Raw genomic sequence first — 18,159 nt, 5'->3', positions numbered from 1 at the left:
CACCTACTAAACAATTACATACTGGTAATCTTTGAAGCTTCTGTTAGAATGCGCGCCATCTCGCCACAGGCATGTTGCTATAAAATGCTAAGCAACGACAACGCAATGAAGAGACGATGAACTGGGTAGACTTTTCCATACTGGGTATCATAGCGGTATCTACCTTAATAAGCCTCATAAGAGGGTTTGTTAAAGAAGCCATCTCACTGGTAGTTTGGTTTGCTGCTTTGTTTGTCGCCAGTAACTTCTATGCCGAGTTAGCCGTTTATTTTACGGCGATTGACGATACATATATAAAAAATGGTGCAGCAATAGCAGCCCTCTTTGTTACTACCCTCATTTTGGGCGGAATGCTTAATTTCGCTATTGGACAACTTGTCCAGATAAGCGGTCTCTCTGGTACAGATAGAGCCCTTGGAATTGTATTTGGTGCGCTTCGTGGTGTACTCATCGTAAGCGCCTTACTCTTTTTTATGGATACTTTCACCAGTGCTGCGTCGTCGCAGTGGTGGCAAACTTCGGTGTTGATCCCCGAGTTTGGTGTCATTATTGAGTGGTTTTTTACGTTTGTAAAAGACAGCTCCAGTTTCTTAACTCCCGCTTGAAATAGGTAACGCACATGTGTGGTATTGTCGGAATAGTTGGTAAAACGCCCGTAGCACAGTCACTTTATGATGGTTTGACGGTCATTCAACACCGTGGGCAGGATGCTGCTGGTATCATGACTATCGACCAGAATATGTTTAATCTGCGCAAAGCGAACGGTTTGGTTCGCGATGTTTTCCATACGCGTCATATGAAGCGTTTATCTGGAAATATGGGGATAGGGCACGTGCGCTATCCTACTGCAGGAACATCTAGCTCAGCTGAAGCCCAGCCGTTCTATGTCAATTCACCGTTTGGTATTGCTTTTGCGCACAACGGTAACCTGACGAATGCGCATGAACTTCAAGAAGAAGTCTTTAAGATTGCGCGCAGACATATTAATACAACGTCTGACTCAGAGTTATTGTTAAATATTCTCGCCCATGAGCTTCAACAAGTTGCAGGGTTAACGGTATCGCCGGACCATATTTTCGAAGTTGTGACTAAAGTGCACAAAAAGATCCGTGGTGCCTATGCCGTAGTGGCCGCAATTATCGGTCAAGGGATTGTCGCCTTTCGTGACCCACACGGTATTCGTCCGCTTGCGTTAGGTAAGCGTATGACCGAAATGGGTGAAGAGTGGATGGTTGCATCTGAAAGCGTGGCACTTGACGCTGTAGGCTTCCAGTTCATTCGCGATGTAGCCCCGGGTGAAGCGGTTTACATTACCGAAGACGGTGAATTGCATACCAAGCAGTGTGCAGAGAACCCAGTTACCTCACCGTGTATTTTTGAGTTTGTCTATTTCGCACGTCCAGATAGCTTTATTGACGGTATATCGGTTTATGCGTCGCGCGTGAACATGGGCCGTAAGTTGGGCGAAAAAATTAAGCGTGAATGGTCTGATTTAGATATTGATGTTGTCATTCCTATTCCGGAGACATCAATGGATGTGGCACTGCAAATTGCCAATACATTAGAACTACCTTACCGCCAAGGTTTCGTTAAAAACCGCTATATTGGTCGCACCTTTATTATGCCTGGTCAGACAATGCGTAAAAAGTCAGTGCGCAAGAAACTGAATGCAATATCGTCTGAGTTCAAAGGTAAGAGTGTACTGTTGGTTGATGACTCGATTGTACGCGGTACTACGTCAGGGCAAATCATCGAAATGGCCCGTGAATCGGGAGCCAAGAAAGTTTACTTTGCATCGGCTGCACCAGAGATTCGATTCCCGAATGTGTATGGTATCGATATGCCTTCTGCAAACGAGCTTATCGCTTACGGAAGAGAAATTGACCAGATTGCAGAGCTTATTCAAGCCGATGGCCTTATCTTCCAAGATATTTCTGACTTGGTTGAAGCGGTTCGTGAAGAAAATGACGCCATTCAACGTTTCGAAACGTCAGTATTCGATGGCAACTACATTACTGCTGATGTGAACCAGGAATACCTTGAGCGTATTGACCAGTCTCGCGGCGAGCAGTCACGCAATGCACCTGTGGTGCAAGCTGAGCTTACTAACTTAGATGTATATAATATGGATAACAACGATTAAGTTGTTAAGACATTAAACACTAAAAAAGCCGCTTATTAGCGGCTTTTTTTATAAAGAAAAAATGTGATTAATGCACAAACACCGGGCCACCCGATAAACCCCAAACCAGCACTGAGCCCGTCATTAATATAACCAGCAACACCAACCCGCACGTTACTACCGAGCTTGAGTAAATAAAGCCTTTGTCTTCATGCATGTGCATAAGAATAGGTACGCCCGAATACAAAAGGTAAACGGAATACGACACCCCGACCAACAGTGCTGTCATCAGCACCCATAGTTCGGGATAAAGCCCTGCAAATCCAACCATAAACAGCGGCGTTGCGGTATAAGCGGCCAGCTCTAAAGACTGGGTATAAGTGGGCGTGGCGTCGAACGCTTTTGCTAACTCGTGAACAAGCACGGCAAGCCCAACCACGCCAGCCACTAAGCCGAAATACATACCTATAGCCATGATAGTTGCGCTGCTTTCGCTGAGACGAATAACGTCGCCTGCGCCAATGCTCCAGCCGGTATGCGCACTTGAATAATAAGCAACGATAGAGGGGATAAGCGCGATGATCGCAATGTGACTTAACGCATAAAAATAGGTTTCATGTTTAGTATCAATATCCTGCCACTCTTCACGAGGGTGAGTATAAATACCGATGAGATGGTTTAAGATCATAGCCGTTCCGCCTTTTAACCTGCGTACTTATAATTATAGTCAGAAATTGAAATTCTTAATTTGTTAACAAAATGTTTACAAATTCAGTCTGCTACAGGAGCGAAGGCGCGTCAACGAAAATCTGTATAAAAATCGATCTTTATGGTTGTTTTTTAGGCTTTTTAGATTTTGTTGGGGAAAAGGGGCTTGGCAGCGCTATCTTGCGCTGCACGAAGAAAGAGGAGGGTAACGCTTATGCCGCTTCAGGTGTACCCGAGTGAAACCTAAATAACGCATCAGGGGTTTCAATTAAGGTCTTTTCTACTTCGCCAAAGTGCATAACACGCGTTTGAATATCGTCTTTCGATATTTCAGCAGCAAGGGTTAGGTAGTCTTCAAAGTGTCTCGCTTCAGAGCGCAGTAGTGAGATATAGAACGCGCCTAACTCGCTAGATACATAGGGCGCCAACTTCGCAAAACGCTCGCAAGAACGGGCTTCAATATAGGCACCACATATTAGCTTATCGACAAGCTTCTCTGGCTCGTAAGTGCGAACATGGCGAAGTAAACCGTTGGCGTATCGGCTAGAGGTTACCGATTTATAGTCAAAGCCCAGTGCATGCATAATTTCTAGCACTTGATAAAAATGATGAAGCTCTTCTTTAATTAGCATCACCATTTTATTTAGCATGTCTTTCTTAACGTCGTCTAATCCGTCTGTTTTAAAGATGCTTTTTGATAGATTTTTAGTGTTAAGAGATTGCCAGTCACCCTCATGACGATACGTAAATGCTTCGTAGGGTTCTAACCATCCTAACAGAATGTTACTGGTTTCTTTATCGGCAACATATCGACGTAAAAGGTACATGGCACTTTGCGCGGCTTTCAACTCGCAGATGAGATGATCGGTAAGTAGTATTCGCAAGTTTTCAGGTTTTTTAGCTTCGTCTAACCAGGCCTGTGGCGTTTCACAGTGCAAAAAGTTATTAACGGGTGACAGCAGGGCCGTCACTTCAGACATAGAAATACCAGACATGAATAATACTCTTGAATAAAACCGAACAACCTTGGGCGCCAAGGTTAGGAACACGCGTTACTAACGCCGTAAACGCTGCGTAAACCGTGCGTTTTCTTAGGGCGGCAATACTACCGAACGGGCTTGTTGCATACAAGTGGCAATAGCGCTTAAGTGCCAAGGCTAACGGTAGTTTAATAAACTAAGTAGGCGCTGTGGTCTCATAAGTGTTGCGGCATGCGGCTTACCATAGAATTAGGCGGTATAATTGCTTACACTCATAGTATGAATTATTTTGCCCACCTCTATTTTGCAAAACCGACTGTCCCGTCTCATATCGGAAACCTGCTGGGCGACTTTCGTAAAGGGGTAGAGGTTGCGAGTTTGTGCCCCGAAACAAAGCGCGCGCTTGATAATCATTACGTGGTAGACCGTTTCACCGACAGTCACGAGGATATCAAAGCAGCCAAAGCGTTATTCTCTGCCCATACCAAACGCTTTGCGCCAGTAGCTATCGATATGCTGTTTGACCATTTTTTAATACGTCACTGGTCGCTGTTTTCGTCAGTCAGTTTTCATACTCATTGCGAAAAAACGTATCAACGGCTTGAGGCAGGCTTACCGCTTATGCCCAACAGAATGTCAAAAACGGTGTCGCATATGGTTGAGCATGACTGGTTTAGCGACTACGCCAAGATAGACAGCATGCTAAATGCCATCGTGATGGTGACAAAACGAATAAAGTTTGAAAACCGCTTTGCAGACTGTGTGAACGATATTACGCGTCACCATGATGCGCTTAATCAATGCTTCTTGTCTTTTTTCCCACAACTTGTTGACCATATGAGAGTACATAGCTGCGAAAAATAAGCGTGTGCATGCTCAGAACCGTTTTTAGTCGACGGGCAGGGTAGCTTCATCGCGGTTTCTATTATTCGCTGCTAAAGAACAGCGTATAGTGAAATAGACGACAATTCATTGCGTATTGGCTACATTCAATACATACATAAAACGACAAAAAAGACGATGCCACTATGATAGCGAAAACAATAACCAAACCGCTGGCTTACCTTTCCATGCTAGTGATGTTCTTAACGGCAAGCATTGCTTATGCGAATGAGCATGGCAGGGCGATTGATATAGATGCTAGCGTGATCACCGAGCATGAAACGAAAATTTTAGGTAAGAGGGTAAAATACAAAGCAACAACAGGCACGCAACCGGTATGGAACGATAAAGGCGACGCGGTAGCGTCGTTGTTTTATACGTATTATCAACGCACTGATGTAAAAAATAATGCATCGCGCCCATTGATCATTTCATTCAACGGCGGCCCTGGTTCAGCCTCGGTATGGATGCACGTGGCTTACACCGGCCCTCGTATACTTAATATTGATGATGAAGGGTATCCAGTGCAGCCGTATGGTGTGCAGACTAACCCATATTCGGTATTAGATGTGGCTGATATTGTTTTTGTTAACCCTGTGAACACGGGCTACAGCCGTGTGCTTGAAGATAGCGAAGGCAACTTGCCCTCTAAAGAAAGCCAGAAGCAGATGTTTTTCGGCGTAAACGCCGACATAAAGTACCTGGCTGAATGGTTAAATACATTTGTTACCCGTCACAACCGCTGGCGCTCACCTAAGTATCTTATCGGCGAAAGCTATGGCACAACCCGTGTGTCAGGCCTTGCGCTTGAGCTTCAAAACAGCCAGTGGATGTATTTGAACGGGGTCATTTTGGTGTCGCCTACCGATATCGGTATTGAACGTGACGGCCCGGTAAAAGCGGCGAACCGCTTGCCTTACTTCGCCGCCGCAGCGTGGTATCACAACAAACTCGATGCTGAGTTACAGAATAAAGACCTTGAAGCGTTTCTGCCTGAGGTTGAAGACTTCACCATAAACGAGCTTATCCCAGCTCTTGCAAAAGGCGGCTTTGTTACCCCTGAAGAGAAACGTAGCGTACTTGCTAAAATGGCGCGTTATTCCGGGTTGTCTGAACAAGATATTGCGCAGAATAACCTTGATGTAAGCACCATGTTTTTTTGGAAAGCATTGCTTCGCGATGAAGGGAAAACATTAGGTAGATTGGACAGTCGGTATTTGGGTATAGACTTAAAACAGTCGGGTGACCGACCTGATTATTGGGCCGAATTAACCTCGTGGTTGCACTCGTTCACGCCGGCCATAAATTACTACCTTCGTGAAGAGTTAAACTACAAAACCGACATGAAATACAACATGTTTGGCCCTGTGCACCCGTGGGATAGAAGCAATAATAATACGGGGGAAAACCTACGGTTAGCAATGGCACAAAACCCGTATTTGAATGTAATGGTACAAGCGGGCTATTACGACGGTGCGACCAATTATTTTGATGCTAAATATACGATGTGGCAATTGGATAACAGCGGCAGAATGCGTGACCGCTTAAGCTTTAAAGGTTACAGAAGTGGGCATATGATGTATTTACGTCGTGATGACCTTAAGCAGTCAAACCAAGACCTTAGGGAATTCATTGAAGCCTCTTTGCCAGGTGAAGGTGTACCAGCCCAATATAAACGGTAGTACGCTTCTGCGAATAGGCGCATTGTTTAATACTTTGCGTTAATACAATAAAAAAGGTGCACGTAATCGTGCACCTTTTTTTATTGGTCATTTCTGGCTTTTACGGTGTTTAGCTATTCGTTGTTCCAGAGGTATCGGCTGCCTCGGAGGTGCCTGACACCTCTGCCCCTTCCGATGCTTCTTGTGGCGTTGGCACTGGCTGTGAACGCACAATACTGCTATTGCCCGTTAATAAATCTTCTAACGTACCATTTTCGCTATTTACTATTCCCACTTCTCTTAGCATAGCGTCAACCAATGGGGCGTTTGCGCGATAACCTAGCGCTGCCTGTGTTACTTGGTCGGCAAGCCCGCCGGTAGAGAGCGTTTGCCCAGTGCCCGATGGTGAGCCGGCTCCACTGCCATACCCTTGCAGAATTTTTATGCCTTCGATATTTTCAAGCGGCTTCACCGCTTGCGCCACCAACTCAGGTAATATCTTAAGCATGGCCAACGATTTTTGCAGGTCGATTTGCTCGTTTTTAAGCATGTTTTCAGCTTCATAAAGCGCTTGTTTACCCGCCGCTTCAACCGCTAATACTTTTTCATCAGCGTCTGCTTGCAGCATTTTGGCATCTGCCGTTGCTTTTGATTCAGTCAGTATCGCATCGGCGGTATTTTTCGCCGCATCGCGTTTCGCTTCTGCCTCAACGGTAATACTTACCGCTTCTCGTTCTGCTTCTTTGCGTGCATCAATAACTTCAATTTGTTTTTTACGCTCAGCTTCTGCCACCGAGCGGGCAGTTAATACCGCTTCTTCTTTTTCAACTTTTTGCTTTTCAGCCTCGGCAGCTTTGGCACGTGCGGCAGATTCTTCTTCTGACTTCGTGGCAACGGCTATTTGCTTAACTTGTTCTGACACCTCAACTTCTTGCTGTTGGCGAATACGCGCTTGTTCAAGAGCCTGACGTTTTGCTATTTCTTGCGTTTCTATTTCTCTCGACTTCTCAATTTCAGCCGCTTCAATAGCACGATTTTTAGCAATTTCCGCCTCACGCTCTTCACGTTCTTTCATTTCGCGTTGCTTAGCAATTTCCGCTTTTTGTTCTTGGCGTTTAAATGCCAGTACCTGCTCTTGGGTTAAGCGCGCTTCCTCTTCATCACGTTTAACATCAAGCGATTGCTTCTCTGCGGCTAAATTACGCTGTTCAATAAGAATACGGTTTTCTTGTTGAATATCGTTGGTTTCTTTCTTCTTTTCTTCAATGATTTTCGCTAAGCGAGCACGACCTTCAGCATCAAACGCATTGTTCTCATTAAAGAACTCTAAGTCGGTTTGGTCGAAGCCTGTTAAACTCACTGACTCAAGCTCTAAGCCGTTCTTTTCAAGGTCGTTTGCTACGCTTTGTTGCACTTTTTGCACGAAATCGGCGCGCTGTTCGTGCATTTCGGTCATGGTCATTTCGGCGGCTACGGCGCGCAATACGTCGACAAACTTAGACTCCATAAGCTTTTTGACTTCTTCTGCGCGAGTGGTTCGTGTGCCAAGCGTTTGGGCGGCCATCGAAATACCGTCTGAATTCGGTGCCACGCGAAGGTAGAAATCGGCTTTTACATCAACACGCATTCTATCTTTAGTGATCAGCGCGTCTTTTTGCGTTTTTTCCACTTCAATACGAAGGGTATTCATATTAACCGGAATAATTTCGTGCATAACTGGAAGAACAATCGCCCCTCCATCTTTTATGACTTTTTCTCCGCCTAACCCTGTTCTTACAAACGCGGTTTCTTTGGTTGCGCGTGTGTAAAGCTTGGCGAATATCAGGCCTATCGTTATGAGGGTAACAATGACAATACCGGCAAGAAACAATATCGACGGTAAATTTGCAGGTTGAATAGTATCCATACGTTTATATCTCTACTTATTGATAGCGAGTCGCTAACCAGCTGTGCTGGCCTTTCTTAACGAGAATAACGGACTCTCCTTGTTTGAACAGCGCGTTATCTTCGATGGGTTCAACCAACACATAGTGTGGCTGAGAAAAACTGTCTGTGAATTTGGCTTCAGCGGGGTTGCTTTTAGATGCATTTCCAATGGTAACCGTGGCGACTGCACCCACAAAATCGTCGTTGTTTTGGGCGCTAGTTTGAATGCTGGGCAGAACGGCTGCGATAACTGTAGCGGTTTTAGACGTTGTGAATAACGCCGAGGCGCTCGCAAAAGCGACCGACACAAAAACCGGTAAGGAGATATTCAGCAGGGTACCGGTTATCCCGTTTAATAAAAAACCAAGGGCACAAAACCAAGAAAGGAACACGATAAACCAAATTAAAAACGGGACTTTATTGATATTGAGCCAGCTGGCGAATTCAGACCCCATTAACCCGTCTGAATTAATATCGCCGGCATCATCGCTTAGACCAAGTAAACTAACGCCAAACATTATGCTAACGACTTCAAGCAAGCACACGAAAATTACGGCTGATAGCGCAATACTAAACCAAAAATTTGAAGGAGAGAGGAGAACATCAAACATTTTCACCGTCCATGATGCAGTTCATAACCGCTTATATTTATATCACAGGTAAAAATTTAAGCTAGTAAATACAGGTCAATGTTTCATCATTATCAGAATGGAAAACGCGCCATTGATGAGGGGGCTACTGTTCAAACGTTCTGTTTTGTAAATCGATGTCTTGTGGGGTAACTTTTAACACGCTGCCTTGGTCGTACCAATCACCTAACACAATACGAGTGGCGGGTTTATCGTTTGCCACCAATGCGTGTATATCTGGCCGGTGAGTATGGCCGTGGATCATGCGTTGCACATTGTGATGCTCAAGTGCATTAACCACTTCTTGTGGCGTTACGTCCATTATTTCAGGTTTAAGTGCCGCTTGATTTGCTTTGCTTTCAGCTCGGCCATTTTCAGCCACCCGACGCCGGTACCAAAGCGGTAACGCTAACATAAGCCTAGGCCACCACCACCCACGAGACTTCTTTCTAAACTTTTGATAAGCCACGTCTCGAGTGCATAACTCATCGCCGTGCGTCAATAGTGTAGGGGTGCCGTATAAATCAACGACAGTTTGTTCTTTTAGTAGCGTCATACCCGCTTTTTGTAGCCATTTTTCGCGTATGGCAAAGTCTCTGTTGCCGTGCATAAAATAGACAGGGCAATGCGTGCTGGCTGCCTTAAACGCATTGGCAATATCGGTGTTAAACGGCGTAACATTGTCGTCTCCAATCCATACTTCGAATAAATCGCCTAACACATAGAGCGCGTCTGCGCCTTTTGCTTCATGGTTTAAAAAGGTTTTTAAACATGACGTTATATCGGGGCGATCTGCACTTAAATGTAAATCTGCAATGAAGTAGGTATAAGACATAGTTGGCTTACTAAAAAGGTGGGAGAAGGGCGCTAGCGAGAAGCATAGCGCCGTAACAGTCTGTCGATTAAGCCATTACTGCTTTTTCGATGACAACTGATTCTACAGGAACATCTTGGTGGAAACCGTTGTTACCCGTCTGAACGGCTTTGATCTTATCAACCACGTCCATGCCTTCAACCACTTTACCAAACGCACAATATCCCCAGCCGTTTACTGACTCGCTAGTGTGATTAAGGAAGGTGTTGTCGCCAACGTTAATAAAGAACTGAGCAGTTGCTGAATGAGGGTCTTGGGTACGCGCCATTGCAATGGTGCCCACTTCGTTAGCAACGCCGTTATTTGCTTCATTTTCGATAGTTGCTTTGGTGTCTTTTTGGTCCATGTCAGGTGTGAAACCACCACCTTGAATCATAAAACCATTGATTACACGGTGAAATATCGTGTTGTCGTAAAAACCATCTTCAACGTAAGATACAAAGTTTGCCACTGTTTTTGGCGCCTTGTCTTCAAAAAGTTCTAACGTGATATCACCGAAATTCGTTGTTAATTTAACCTGCATAATGTGTCCTTTATGTATTCAAATGATTGTGCGCCAATGGTAGCGCAAAAGCAGAGATTGTGGAAATTATCCCTTGTTGTACGCATGGCTGCTAAAGTGGTTTACATCATGGCGAAATTAGCATGCAAAGGCTTACCATTTGCCAGCGGACAATGCTAAACTTTGCGGCCAAATTAATTCGAAGGAAAATACGATATGCTACATCTTTACAATACCCGAACCCGTGAAAAAGCGAAGTTTGTGCCGCTTGAAGAAGGGAAGGTGGGCTTGTATGTGTGTGGTATAACGGTTTACGACCTAAGTCATATGGGCCATGCCCGTACGTATTTGAGCTTCGATGTATTAGTGCGTTATCTTCGCCACCTTGGTTTAGACGTAAAGTACGTAAGAAATATTACTGATATTGACGACAAGATTATTGCGCGTGCTAATGAGAACGGTGAGAGTTTTGAAGCACTTACAGCGCGCACCATTGGCATGATGCACGAAGACTTTGCCGCTATTAATTTACTTGAGCCCGACGTTGAGCCAACCGTAAGTGGCCATATGGACGAGATTATTGCCATTATCGAACGTCTTATGGAAAAGGGCGTGGCGTATCAAGCAGCAAGCGGCGATGTACTGTTTGATGTCAGTAAATTCCCCGAGTACGGCAAACTTAGTAAGCAAGATTTAGAACAGCTTAACGCCGGTGCCCGTGTGGAAGTGGCCGCAGGTAAAGACGACCCGCTAGACTTTGTTTTGTGGAAGTCTACCAAACCGGGTGAGCCTGCATGGGCATCGCCATGGGGTGAGGGGCGTCCTGGTTGGCATATCGAATGTTCTGCCATGAACTACAAGCATCTAGGTGCACACTTTGATATTCACGGTGGTGGTTCAGACCTTATTTTTCCGCATCATGAGAATGAAGTTGCACAGTCATGCTGTGCGTACGATACCCAGTATGTAAACGTTTGGATGCATACCGGTATGGTACAAGTGAACGATGAAAAAATGTCGAAATCGCTTGGTAACTTTTTTACTCTACGTGAAGTGTTAAAAGAGCACGACTCAGAAACCTTACGTTTCTTTTTAATGTCGGCGCACTACCGCAGTCAGTTAAGCTACTCGCAAGATAACATTACTCAAGCGAAAGCGGCACTAGAGCGCTTGTATACCGCCCTGCGCGATGTGAAGGTTGATACCGACACTGCGCTTAGTTTTGGTGGTTACCAAGCGCGTTTTGAAGAAGCCATGAACGACGATTTAAATGTTCCAGAAGCGTTTGCTGTGTTGTTTGACGTAGCGCGCGAATTGAATCGCCAAAAGGACAATGCGGAGCAAGCCGGAAAGCTTGCCGCAGTGCTGAAGGGGCTTGGTGCCATTTTAGGTATGTTACAAACCGACCCTGATGAATACCTAAAAGGTGGCAGTGACGATGATGACGTGGCAGAGATTGAAGCGCTGATCAAGCAGCGTAACGATGCAAGAGCCGCTAAAGATTGGGCCGCTGCTGACCAAGCACGCGATGCGCTTACTGCTAAAGGCATTGTGCTAGAAGACGGTGCCGGCGGCACTACTTGGCGCCGCAACTAAGCCGATAAGCAAATACGGCAAGGTTTAAAATATTTATTAAAGCCTTACTCTTCGCGAAATATAAAAGCCTGCCCACGAGCAGGCTTTTTTGTGCATTACCGATGACAATTTTAGTCTGCGCGCCAAAAGTATCCTTAAGACAACCTTAAGTTTTGGGTGCTATAATATGAAAAAATGTAGTAAATCAGAGCACTATGCGAATACTTCTTGTTGAAGACGACAAGCCTTTATCTGACGCACTCTCTCGTTCACTTCGTGAAGCGAATCATGCCGTTGACTGCGTATTTTGCGGTAAAGATGCATTGAACGCGGTACTTGATGACCACATAGACCTCATCGTTCTTGATTTAGGGCTACCTGATATTGATGGGCTGGACGTGCTGAAATCTGTTCGCCAGACGCGCAAATCCATGCCTGTTATTATTTTAACCGCCAGAGATAAAACGACCGATAAAATACTAGGGTTAGATGCAGGGGCTGATGACTACCTCCCAAAGCCGTTTGAAATCGATGAGTTGCTTGCTCGATTAAGAGTCATTGAGCGTCGGCAGGGCACTGCAGCAACGTCGATTGTTGTCATTGGTAATGTGTCTCTTGATACGCAAACGTTGGAGCTTCGTGTAGGTGATGACATGGTAACCCTTCCACGGCGTGAACTGATGCTGTTAAAGGCCTTGATGGAGAATGCAGGTCGTATTCAGTCTAAGCAAAAGTTAGAGTCACGATTGTATGAGTGGGGTGAAGAAGTGGCCAGTAACACTATCGAAGTGCACATACACCATTTACGTAAAAAGTTACCCGAAAAATTTATAAAAACCATTCGTGGTGTTGGCTACTCCATCCCTCAGTCGGGAACGCAATAATTGCAGTCAATAAGACGCTTTCTTACTCTTATTCTGGTGAGTGCACTGATACTCATTATTTTTAATGCCGCTATCCACGGATACCGTTCGGCAATGTCGGTTTCAGCCGAACTTATGGATAACGAACTGAAAAGTGTCTTGTATGCGTTATCGTTAAGTGAAGGGCTGCCACCCAATAAACTCTCAAGCAATAATTTAGCGTTTCAAATATGGCGTGATAATACCTTAGTTTCTCATAGCGGTATTACCGAGAACCTGCCTGCATTAACTAAAGATAACGGTTTTTCTGACCGAAATTTTAACGGCCAGCGTTGGCGAGTTTATAAACAAACGGTAAATAGTGAGTTGATCATTATTGTGGCGCAGCCACTTAATAACCGTGTGTTACTGACCGAATCACTTACGGTTGCGGCCATCATGCCATTCATCTATGCAGTTCCCTTATTGGCACTGGTGATATTTTTAGTGGTAACGAAAGGGTTGTCCCCTTTAAAAACGCTCTCTACCAAATTAGCGGGGAGAAAAGGTAAAGATCTTTCTCCCGTGGCATTAGCGTCTACGCCTACTGAGTTGCAGCCTGTTATGGACACGCTAAATACTATGTTCAGCCGGTTGAACGATGCCTTTGAACGTGAGCAGCAATTTGCGTCTAATGCTGCACACGAATTACGCACGCCGCTAAGTGTGATGAAGATTAATTTGCATAACCTTGCAACGTCTATGGAAGGAGAACGCGAGGGACTAGACCGGATTCAAAAAGATGCAGATAGAATGATTCATGTTGTTAATCAAATACTGCTGTTAAGTCGCACAAGCCCTGAGCTTTTTAAAATGCAGCTTGGAAGGGTTGATGTTATTGCCGTTGCTCAGAAAGTTATTACCGATATCTACACTAAAATAGAAGAAAAGCAGCAAGAAATTAGCCTGCAAGGTGATGATGTTTTTCTAATGAGTACAGAATTCACTCTGTATACGCTTTTACAAAACTTGATAGCCAACGCCAGTTCTTACTCGCCCAATGAAGCCCTAATTCAGGTAGCGATTGCTAAACACGAGGGTAATATTGTTATTCAGGTAGACGACTCTGGGCCAGGAATAGCGCCAGAAGAGCGTGAAAATGTACTTAAACGTTTCTATCGCGACCAAAAAGAGGATAAACATAAATCTACTGGAAGTGGCTTGGGACTGGCAATAGTGGGGCAAGTGGTTACGATGCACAAAGGCACAGTGTCGTTAGGAACGTCACCTCTTGGCGGTTTGCGGGTTCAGGTAACGCTGCCACATTCGGATGATTTTGAATGACCCTTTTTTCGCGGCGCACATTTTTTTATTTCCTGTTGTTTTTAAATAGCTTCTTAGTAAGCCGTTCGTACGCTGCTTTGCCTGAGGTCGTTGTCGAAATACGGAATCACCTTTTTACGCCACAGACTGTGACAATCCCCGCACACAAAAAAGTGCGCCTTGTGTTTGTGAATTATGACAGTACGCCAGAAGAAATAGACAGCTTTGATCTGAACCGTGAAAAGGTGATTTTTGGAGAAAGTCGGGGCGTTATTTTTATTGGCCCACTGCCTGTTGGCGAATACGGTTTTTTTGGAGAGTATCACCCCAACTCAGCGGTGGGCAAAGTGATAGTGGTCGACCCATTGTCACCCAGTATTGACAGTGATATTAATAAAGCGAGCTTACCTAATGATTAACTCTGTCATTTTATTTATTCGTGACACCTTACCCATATTTCTTCTGGTAAGTTTACTGCTTAGTCAGTCAAAAGTTGGACTGTTTCCTTTATTAGTAGGCGTGTCGCTCGGTTTACTTGTTGCTTGTGGCCTGTACTTGAATCTTGCGGCCTTATCGATGCTCGCCGAGGGAGGGGGGCTTGAATTGATTAAGGCAGTAGTGCTTTTTGCGACATTTATCGTTTTGTGCATATTCATTAGTGATGCGATTGCCCACAGCAAACGAATATCACTTTGGGCCACGTTGGTAGTGGTGGGGATCACCATTACCAATGCCATCCATTTCCTTATTTACTCTATTGCTTATTGGTCTGTTGAACGCGCTGATACAAGCTTAATTATGGGCAGTATTATTGGGCTAGGTATTAGTTTAAGCGTAAGTGTATTACTTCACTCATTGGTGAACGCTATTCGCAGTACATACGTGAAATTGAGCGCCCTTTGCGTGTTTTGCGCAGGTCAATTTGCCGGTGCCACACTGCTGCTTGAACAAATCGATTATTTAGGTGTTACCGAAAGGCTGTGGGATGCTTCTGATTGGGTTGCTGATGACAGTGAATATGGCCATTTATTAAATGTACTATTTGGTTATGAGGCAACACCAAGCATAGCGTATATAAGTGTGTATTTATTGACGGTAAGTATGCCGTTTGCTTATGCCCTAATCGTTAGGAGTGTGGTTACTACGCGGCATGAAAAAGGGGCTTTATTATGAGTTCTGCGAGCACAAAGAATATGAAGTACTGGTTAGCATTGCTCTTTTTTGTTCTGCCATATGGGAACGCTGTCGCCGATAATTTTGTTGTGGATAAGGTGTATCACCCCTATGTACTGCCGTTTGAACGCGAGTTTGAATGGCGCCTTACCTCACGACAAAATGATGCTGGAAATTTGCTTATGCAGCGGGTGTCAGCAGGGCACGCGCTGTCGGAACGCTCAATTCTAGAGTTTTACGTGGTGGGCGGCAGAGATGAAAATAACGATTTCTCGGTTGCTTCCTACGAGCTTGAATTGCGCACGATGTTGACAGAGCAGGGGCAATATTGGGCAGACTGGGGGCTTTTATTTGAACTTGAAAAGCAAAACGATAAAAACGATTGGGAGCTAAAAGGCGGCATATTAACCGAAAAGGAGTTTGGCCGTTTCTCGCTTACCACTAATATAACGTTAGTCTATGAATGGGGTGAAACCATTGAAAACGAGTTCGAAGGCGAGTTTAAAATGAAGTATCGCTACCGGTGGATACCTGAAATTCAACCTGCTATCGAGCTATACGCGGCAGAAGATTTTATTGGCGTAGGGCCAGCCTTTATGGGCATTCGTCGGTTTGATGGCCAAAAACAACTTAAGTGGGAGTTGGGCTTCATCGCTGGGTTAAACGGTGATAATAAAGATCATACATTGCGTATGGTTTTAGAGTACGAGTTTTAATTATTTTTTAAAAGAAACAAAAAATGTGGCCTTCTTAAGGTTGGCTTAATTTTCACCGCGCATAATCGTACTTAACAGTTAACAGAGTAGTTGTTTATGTTAAGTACCGTACCATCAGAAACGCGCAATACAAACGCATTACACAGTAACCGCGCTTTTCCACGCGATGCGCTGCCCAACATTTTTGTTGGCGTGGGCGCTTCAATGCATCGCACCATGCTTCAGCAGCTCATCGCACAGGGTTTTTCTCGCGCATATAATGCGTCACTTCACTCATTCATGCCGGTATTGCTAGGCGCTGGTGGTAATAAGCCCTATGCCGCTTTAGGTGTAAGAAGCGCTTCTTCGCCCCTGTTTGTCGAAACCTATATGCCGGCGCCAGTAGAATCGATGTTGGCGCATACCAATATCGTGGTTAAGCGCTCTGAAATCGCCGAAATTGGTAATTTGTACAGCCGCCACGCTAGCTATACCCAACCTTTGTTACTTGCCACTGCCTTAGGTCTTCTTCAAGTTAACTATTCTGTCATGGTGTTTACTGCTACTGCGCAGTTACGTGCCTTAATGAACAACATAGGTCTTCCGCTAACGTATTTGTGCGAAGCATCAAAACATAGCTTGGGAAGCGCAACGGCCGAGTGGGGGTCGTATTACGACACTCAACCTCAGGTTGTTGCATTGCGTATCAGTGAAATTCCTCGGTTAATCACGCAGTCAGATACGGTGTCAAAAATGTTTGATTGCATGGAATCACGCTTGCCCGAAATTGCTACCACATTGAGGGCATACTTATGATGCTAGATGAAAGCGCCTATAAGCCCGATGACATCGCACTTACTTGGAATGGTGGAAATATGAGCTATCAAGCGCTTGCTAGCCGCGTAGAGCAAGTCTCGCAATGGATGTGTCAACGGGAAGAAAAACATATCGCGTTGCTCGCAGATAACAGTGCTGACTGGGTTATTTGTGATTTAGCGGCACGTGAAGCTGGTAAAGTGCTAACGCCTGTGCCGGTCTACTTTTCCGAGCAACAGCGCGCTCACCTATTTGACGAAGCTGGTATCGAGTTGGTTGTCACAGATAATAAGCAAACTAACGACAGCGTAAATAAGGTGGTATCGCCGTTTGAAACACTTCATGTATTTAAGGTTAACCCCTCTCGCAAACCATGTATTCCTGTGGGAACAGGAAAAATAACATTTACTTCGGGTTCAACAGGCCAGCCCAAGGGGGTATGTCTTTCCAATCTCTCGCAATACAAGGTGGCAAAAAATTTATCTAGCGCGGTTGGACTAAAAAAAGCTCGTCATTTATGCCTGCTTCCATTGCCTACTCTGCTAGAAAATATCGCCGGTGTATATACCCCCCTTTTGGTGGGAGGGACGGTGGTCTTACCCTCAAGCAACGAACTTGGGTTCACAGGTGCCGCGCTAAATAATCCAAGTGCCATGTTGTATGAAATTAGTCTTCATGAACCTGAAACACTGATCTTGGTGCCTGAACTATTATTGCTGTTGGTGTCAGCCTGCAGGAACGGTTGGGTACCTCCGTCTTCACTTACATTTATTGCGGTAGGGGGGGCACATGTAGCGCCTGCTCTACTTGAAAGTGCTAGTGAATTTGGGCTACCGGTGTACCAAGGGTATGGCCTTTCAGAAGCCGTATCGGTTAATACATTGAATTTACCTTCTCGTCAGCGCAACAGCAGTGTGGGAGTGTCGTTAGGACACAATCAATTGTCTGTTGAAGACGGTGAACTTGTCGTTAAAGGAAATATCTTTCTTGGCTATTTAAATCAACCTGACTCGTTCTATCCATCACAAGTAAATACTGGCGACGTGGTGTCGCAAGAGGGGACGTATTTTTACGTCCATGGCCGCAAGAAAAATATCATCATTACCAGCTTGGGAAGAAATATTTCACCAGAGTGGGTTGAGAGCGCCCTTACCGCTACAGGCTTCTTTCGATATGCACTACTTGTGGGGGAAGGGCAAAAAGCATGCAGTGCCATTTTGATCAAACGAGATCAAACGATAAGTGCCGAACAGGTCGAAAACGCTGTCGTACGCGTGAACGAAAACCTACCTGAATATGCGCGCATCACTAACTGGCACACCTTAGACACCCTGCCAGCCAATGCGTCTTTGCTTACCAATAATGGCAAGCTTCGTCGAACACACGCGCTTGCCCATTTTCAATCAATTATCAGCAACTTCAACCACTATTCGGTTGCGTAATTAAGGATA

General features: G+C 45.0%; 18 protein-coding genes. 12 read left to right on the top strand and 6 right to left on the bottom strand.

Features of this window, described 5'->3' with window-relative positions; genetic code table 11:
- Positions 1-116 precede the first annotated feature (116 nt).
- Positions 117-605, top strand: a complete 489-nt coding sequence (locus ACOJRU_RS10975; RefSeq protein ID WP_421131787.1) for a CvpA family protein — start codon at positions 117-119, stop codon at positions 603-605.
- 14 nt (positions 606-619) lie between these two features.
- On the top strand, positions 620-2,143 hold the full coding sequence (gene purF / locus ACOJRU_RS10970) for an amidophosphoribosyltransferase (RefSeq protein WP_421131786.1): 1,524 nt from the start codon (positions 620-622) through the stop codon (positions 2,141-2,143).
- Between the two features lie 67 nt (positions 2,144-2,210).
- On the opposite strand, the gene ACOJRU_RS10965 is transcribed toward purF, so the two are convergent.
- Complete coding sequence (locus ACOJRU_RS10965; protein ID WP_421131785.1) at positions 2,211-2,810, bottom strand: Yip1 family protein; 600 nt, start codon at positions 2,808-2,810, stop codon at positions 2,211-2,213.
- A 232-nt stretch (positions 2,811-3,042) separates the two neighbouring features.
- Positions 3,043-3,825, bottom strand: coding sequence for a tRNA isopentenyl-2-thiomethyl-A-37 hydroxylase MiaE (miaE, locus tag ACOJRU_RS10960; RefSeq protein WP_421131784.1), 783 nt, complete (start codon positions 3,823-3,825; stop codon positions 3,043-3,045).
- A 216-nt stretch (positions 3,826-4,041) separates the two neighbouring features.
- Here miaE and ACOJRU_RS10955 point away from each other — a divergent pair, with 216 nt between their 5' ends.
- Both ACOJRU_RS10955 and ACOJRU_RS10950 read left to right on the top strand, forming a co-directional pair.
- Positions 4,042-4,674 (top strand): ACP phosphodiesterase, encoded by a 633-nt coding sequence (locus tag ACOJRU_RS10955; protein WP_421131783.1) that lies wholly within the window; start codon positions 4,042-4,044, stop codon positions 4,672-4,674.
- A gap of 206 nt (positions 4,675-4,880) precedes the next feature.
- A complete protein-coding gene (locus ACOJRU_RS10950) occupies positions 4,881-6,374 on the top strand; it encodes a S10 family peptidase (RefSeq protein WP_421134756.1) in 1,494 nt (497 codons plus the stop codon).
- A gap of 109 nt (positions 6,375-6,483) precedes the next feature.
- On the opposite strand, the gene ACOJRU_RS10945 is transcribed toward ACOJRU_RS10950, so the two are convergent.
- The 4 genes from ACOJRU_RS10945 to ACOJRU_RS10930 all read right to left on the bottom strand — a co-directional run bounded on the left by ACOJRU_RS10945 (position 6,484) and on the right by ACOJRU_RS10930 (position 10,305).
- Positions 6,484-8,259: a flotillin family protein gene (locus ACOJRU_RS10945; RefSeq protein WP_421131782.1), complete on the bottom strand. Its 1,776-nt coding sequence runs from the start codon at positions 8,257-8,259 to the stop codon at positions 6,484-6,486.
- A 16-nt stretch (positions 8,260-8,275) separates the two neighbouring features.
- Complete coding sequence (locus ACOJRU_RS10940) at positions 8,276-8,890, bottom strand: OB-fold-containig protein (protein WP_421131781.1); 615 nt, start codon at positions 8,888-8,890, stop codon at positions 8,276-8,278.
- A 124-nt stretch (positions 8,891-9,014) separates the two neighbouring features.
- The gene (locus tag ACOJRU_RS10935) at positions 9,015-9,743 is read right to left on the bottom strand and encodes a UDP-2,3-diacylglucosamine diphosphatase (RefSeq protein WP_421131780.1); all 729 of its coding nucleotides are present in this window, start codon (positions 9,741-9,743) and stop codon (positions 9,015-9,017) included.
- Positions 9,744-9,810: 67 nt separating this feature from the next.
- Positions 9,811-10,305, bottom strand: a complete 495-nt coding sequence (locus ACOJRU_RS10930) for a peptidylprolyl isomerase (protein WP_421131779.1) — start codon at positions 10,303-10,305, stop codon at positions 9,811-9,813.
- Between the two features lie 195 nt (positions 10,306-10,500).
- Between ACOJRU_RS10930 and cysS the strand changes: the two genes are divergently transcribed.
- The 8 genes from cysS (at position 10,501) to ACOJRU_RS10890 (ending at position 18,150) form a co-directional block, all read left to right on the top strand.
- Complete coding sequence (cysS, locus tag ACOJRU_RS10925; protein WP_421131778.1) at positions 10,501-11,880, top strand: cysteine--tRNA ligase; 1,380 nt, start codon at positions 10,501-10,503, stop codon at positions 11,878-11,880.
- Positions 11,881-12,074: 194 nt separating this feature from the next.
- Positions 12,075-12,743 (top strand): response regulator transcription factor, encoded by a 669-nt coding sequence (locus ACOJRU_RS10920; RefSeq protein WP_421131777.1) that lies wholly within the window; start codon positions 12,075-12,077, stop codon positions 12,741-12,743.
- The gene (locus ACOJRU_RS10915) at positions 12,744-14,045 is read left to right on the top strand and encodes an ATP-binding protein (RefSeq protein ID WP_421131776.1); all 1,302 of its coding nucleotides are present in this window, start codon (positions 12,744-12,746) and stop codon (positions 14,043-14,045) included.
- Complete coding sequence (locus ACOJRU_RS10910; RefSeq protein WP_421131775.1) at positions 14,042-14,443, top strand: cupredoxin domain-containing protein; 402 nt, start codon at positions 14,042-14,044, stop codon at positions 14,441-14,443. Before ACOJRU_RS10915 ends, ACOJRU_RS10910 begins: the two co-directional genes overlap by 4 nt.
- Entirely contained in the window at positions 14,436-15,197 is a 762-nt protein-coding gene (locus ACOJRU_RS10905) for an FTR1 family iron permease (RefSeq protein ID WP_421131774.1), read from the top strand. The genes ACOJRU_RS10910 and ACOJRU_RS10905 overlap by 8 nt, the downstream gene beginning before the upstream one ends.
- 20 nt (positions 15,198-15,217) lie before the next feature.
- Positions 15,218-15,913, top strand: coding sequence for a hypothetical protein (locus tag ACOJRU_RS10900; RefSeq protein WP_421134755.1), 696 nt, complete (start codon positions 15,218-15,220; stop codon positions 15,911-15,913).
- A gap of 96 nt (positions 15,914-16,009) precedes the next feature.
- Entirely contained in the window at positions 16,010-16,708 is a 699-nt protein-coding gene (locus tag ACOJRU_RS10895; protein WP_421131773.1) for a thermostable hemolysin, read from the top strand.
- On the top strand, positions 16,705-18,150 hold the full coding sequence (locus tag ACOJRU_RS10890; protein ID WP_421131772.1) for an AMP-binding protein: 1,446 nt from the start codon (positions 16,705-16,707) through the stop codon (positions 18,148-18,150). Before ACOJRU_RS10895 ends, ACOJRU_RS10890 begins: the two co-directional genes overlap by 4 nt.
- The last annotated feature ends 9 nt before the right edge of the window (positions 18,151-18,159 follow it).

It is taken from the genome of Alteromonas algae (assembly GCF_049117195.1).
GTDB lineage: Bacteria > Pseudomonadota > Gammaproteobacteria > Enterobacterales > Alteromonadaceae > Alteromonas.
The sequence above is the reverse complement of the archived record's forward strand: the minus strand, read 5'-3'. Positions and strand labels throughout refer to the sequence as shown.

Excerpts from the sequence above, each read along its gene's own strand:
- ACOJRU_RS10950 (WP_421134756.1), top strand. The coding sequence starts at position 4,881 with ATGCTAGTGATGTTCTTAACGGCAAGCATTGCTTATGCGAATGAGCAT.
- ACOJRU_RS10965 (WP_421131785.1), bottom strand. The coding sequence starts at position 2,810 with ATGATCTTAAACCATCTCATCGGTATTTATACTCACCCTCGTGAAGAG.
- cysS (WP_421131778.1), top strand. The coding sequence starts at position 10,501 with ATGCTACATCTTTACAATACCCGAACCCGTGAAAAAGCGAAGTTTGTG.
- miaE (WP_421131784.1), bottom strand. The coding sequence starts at position 3,825 with ATGTCTGGTATTTCTATGTCTGAAGTGACGGCCCTGCTGTCACCCGTT.
- ACOJRU_RS10920 (WP_421131777.1), top strand. The coding sequence starts at position 12,075 with ATGCGAATACTTCTTGTTGAAGACGACAAGCCTTTATCTGACGCACTC.
- ACOJRU_RS10945 (WP_421131782.1), bottom strand. The coding sequence starts at position 8,259 with ATGGATACTATTCAACCTGCAAATTTACCGTCGATATTGTTTCTTGCC.
- ACOJRU_RS10975 (WP_421131787.1), top strand. The coding sequence starts at position 117 with ATGAACTGGGTAGACTTTTCCATACTGGGTATCATAGCGGTATCTACC.
- purF (WP_421131786.1), top strand. The coding sequence starts at position 620 with ATGTGTGGTATTGTCGGAATAGTTGGTAAAACGCCCGTAGCACAGTCA.
- ACOJRU_RS10890 (WP_421131772.1), top strand. The coding sequence starts at position 16,705 with ATGATGCTAGATGAAAGCGCCTATAAGCCCGATGACATCGCACTTACT.
- ACOJRU_RS10935 (WP_421131780.1), bottom strand. The coding sequence starts at position 9,743 with ATGTCTTATACCTACTTCATTGCAGATTTACATTTAAGTGCAGATCGC.
- ACOJRU_RS10895 (WP_421131773.1), top strand. The coding sequence starts at position 16,010 with ATGTTAAGTACCGTACCATCAGAAACGCGCAATACAAACGCATTACAC.
- ACOJRU_RS10955 (WP_421131783.1), top strand. The coding sequence starts at position 4,042 with ATGCGGCTTACCATAGAATTAGGCGGTATAATTGCTTACACTCATAGT.
- ACOJRU_RS10910 (WP_421131775.1), top strand. The coding sequence starts at position 14,042 with ATGACCCTTTTTTCGCGGCGCACATTTTTTTATTTCCTGTTGTTTTTA.
- ACOJRU_RS10900 (WP_421134755.1), top strand. The coding sequence starts at position 15,218 with ATGAAGTACTGGTTAGCATTGCTCTTTTTTGTTCTGCCATATGGGAAC.
- ACOJRU_RS10940 (WP_421131781.1), bottom strand. The coding sequence starts at position 8,890 with ATGTTTGATGTTCTCCTCTCTCCTTCAAATTTTTGGTTTAGTATTGCG.
- ACOJRU_RS10905 (WP_421131774.1), top strand. The coding sequence starts at position 14,436 with ATGATTAACTCTGTCATTTTATTTATTCGTGACACCTTACCCATATTT.
- ACOJRU_RS10930 (WP_421131779.1), bottom strand. The coding sequence starts at position 10,305 with ATGCAGGTTAAATTAACAACGAATTTCGGTGATATCACGTTAGAACTT.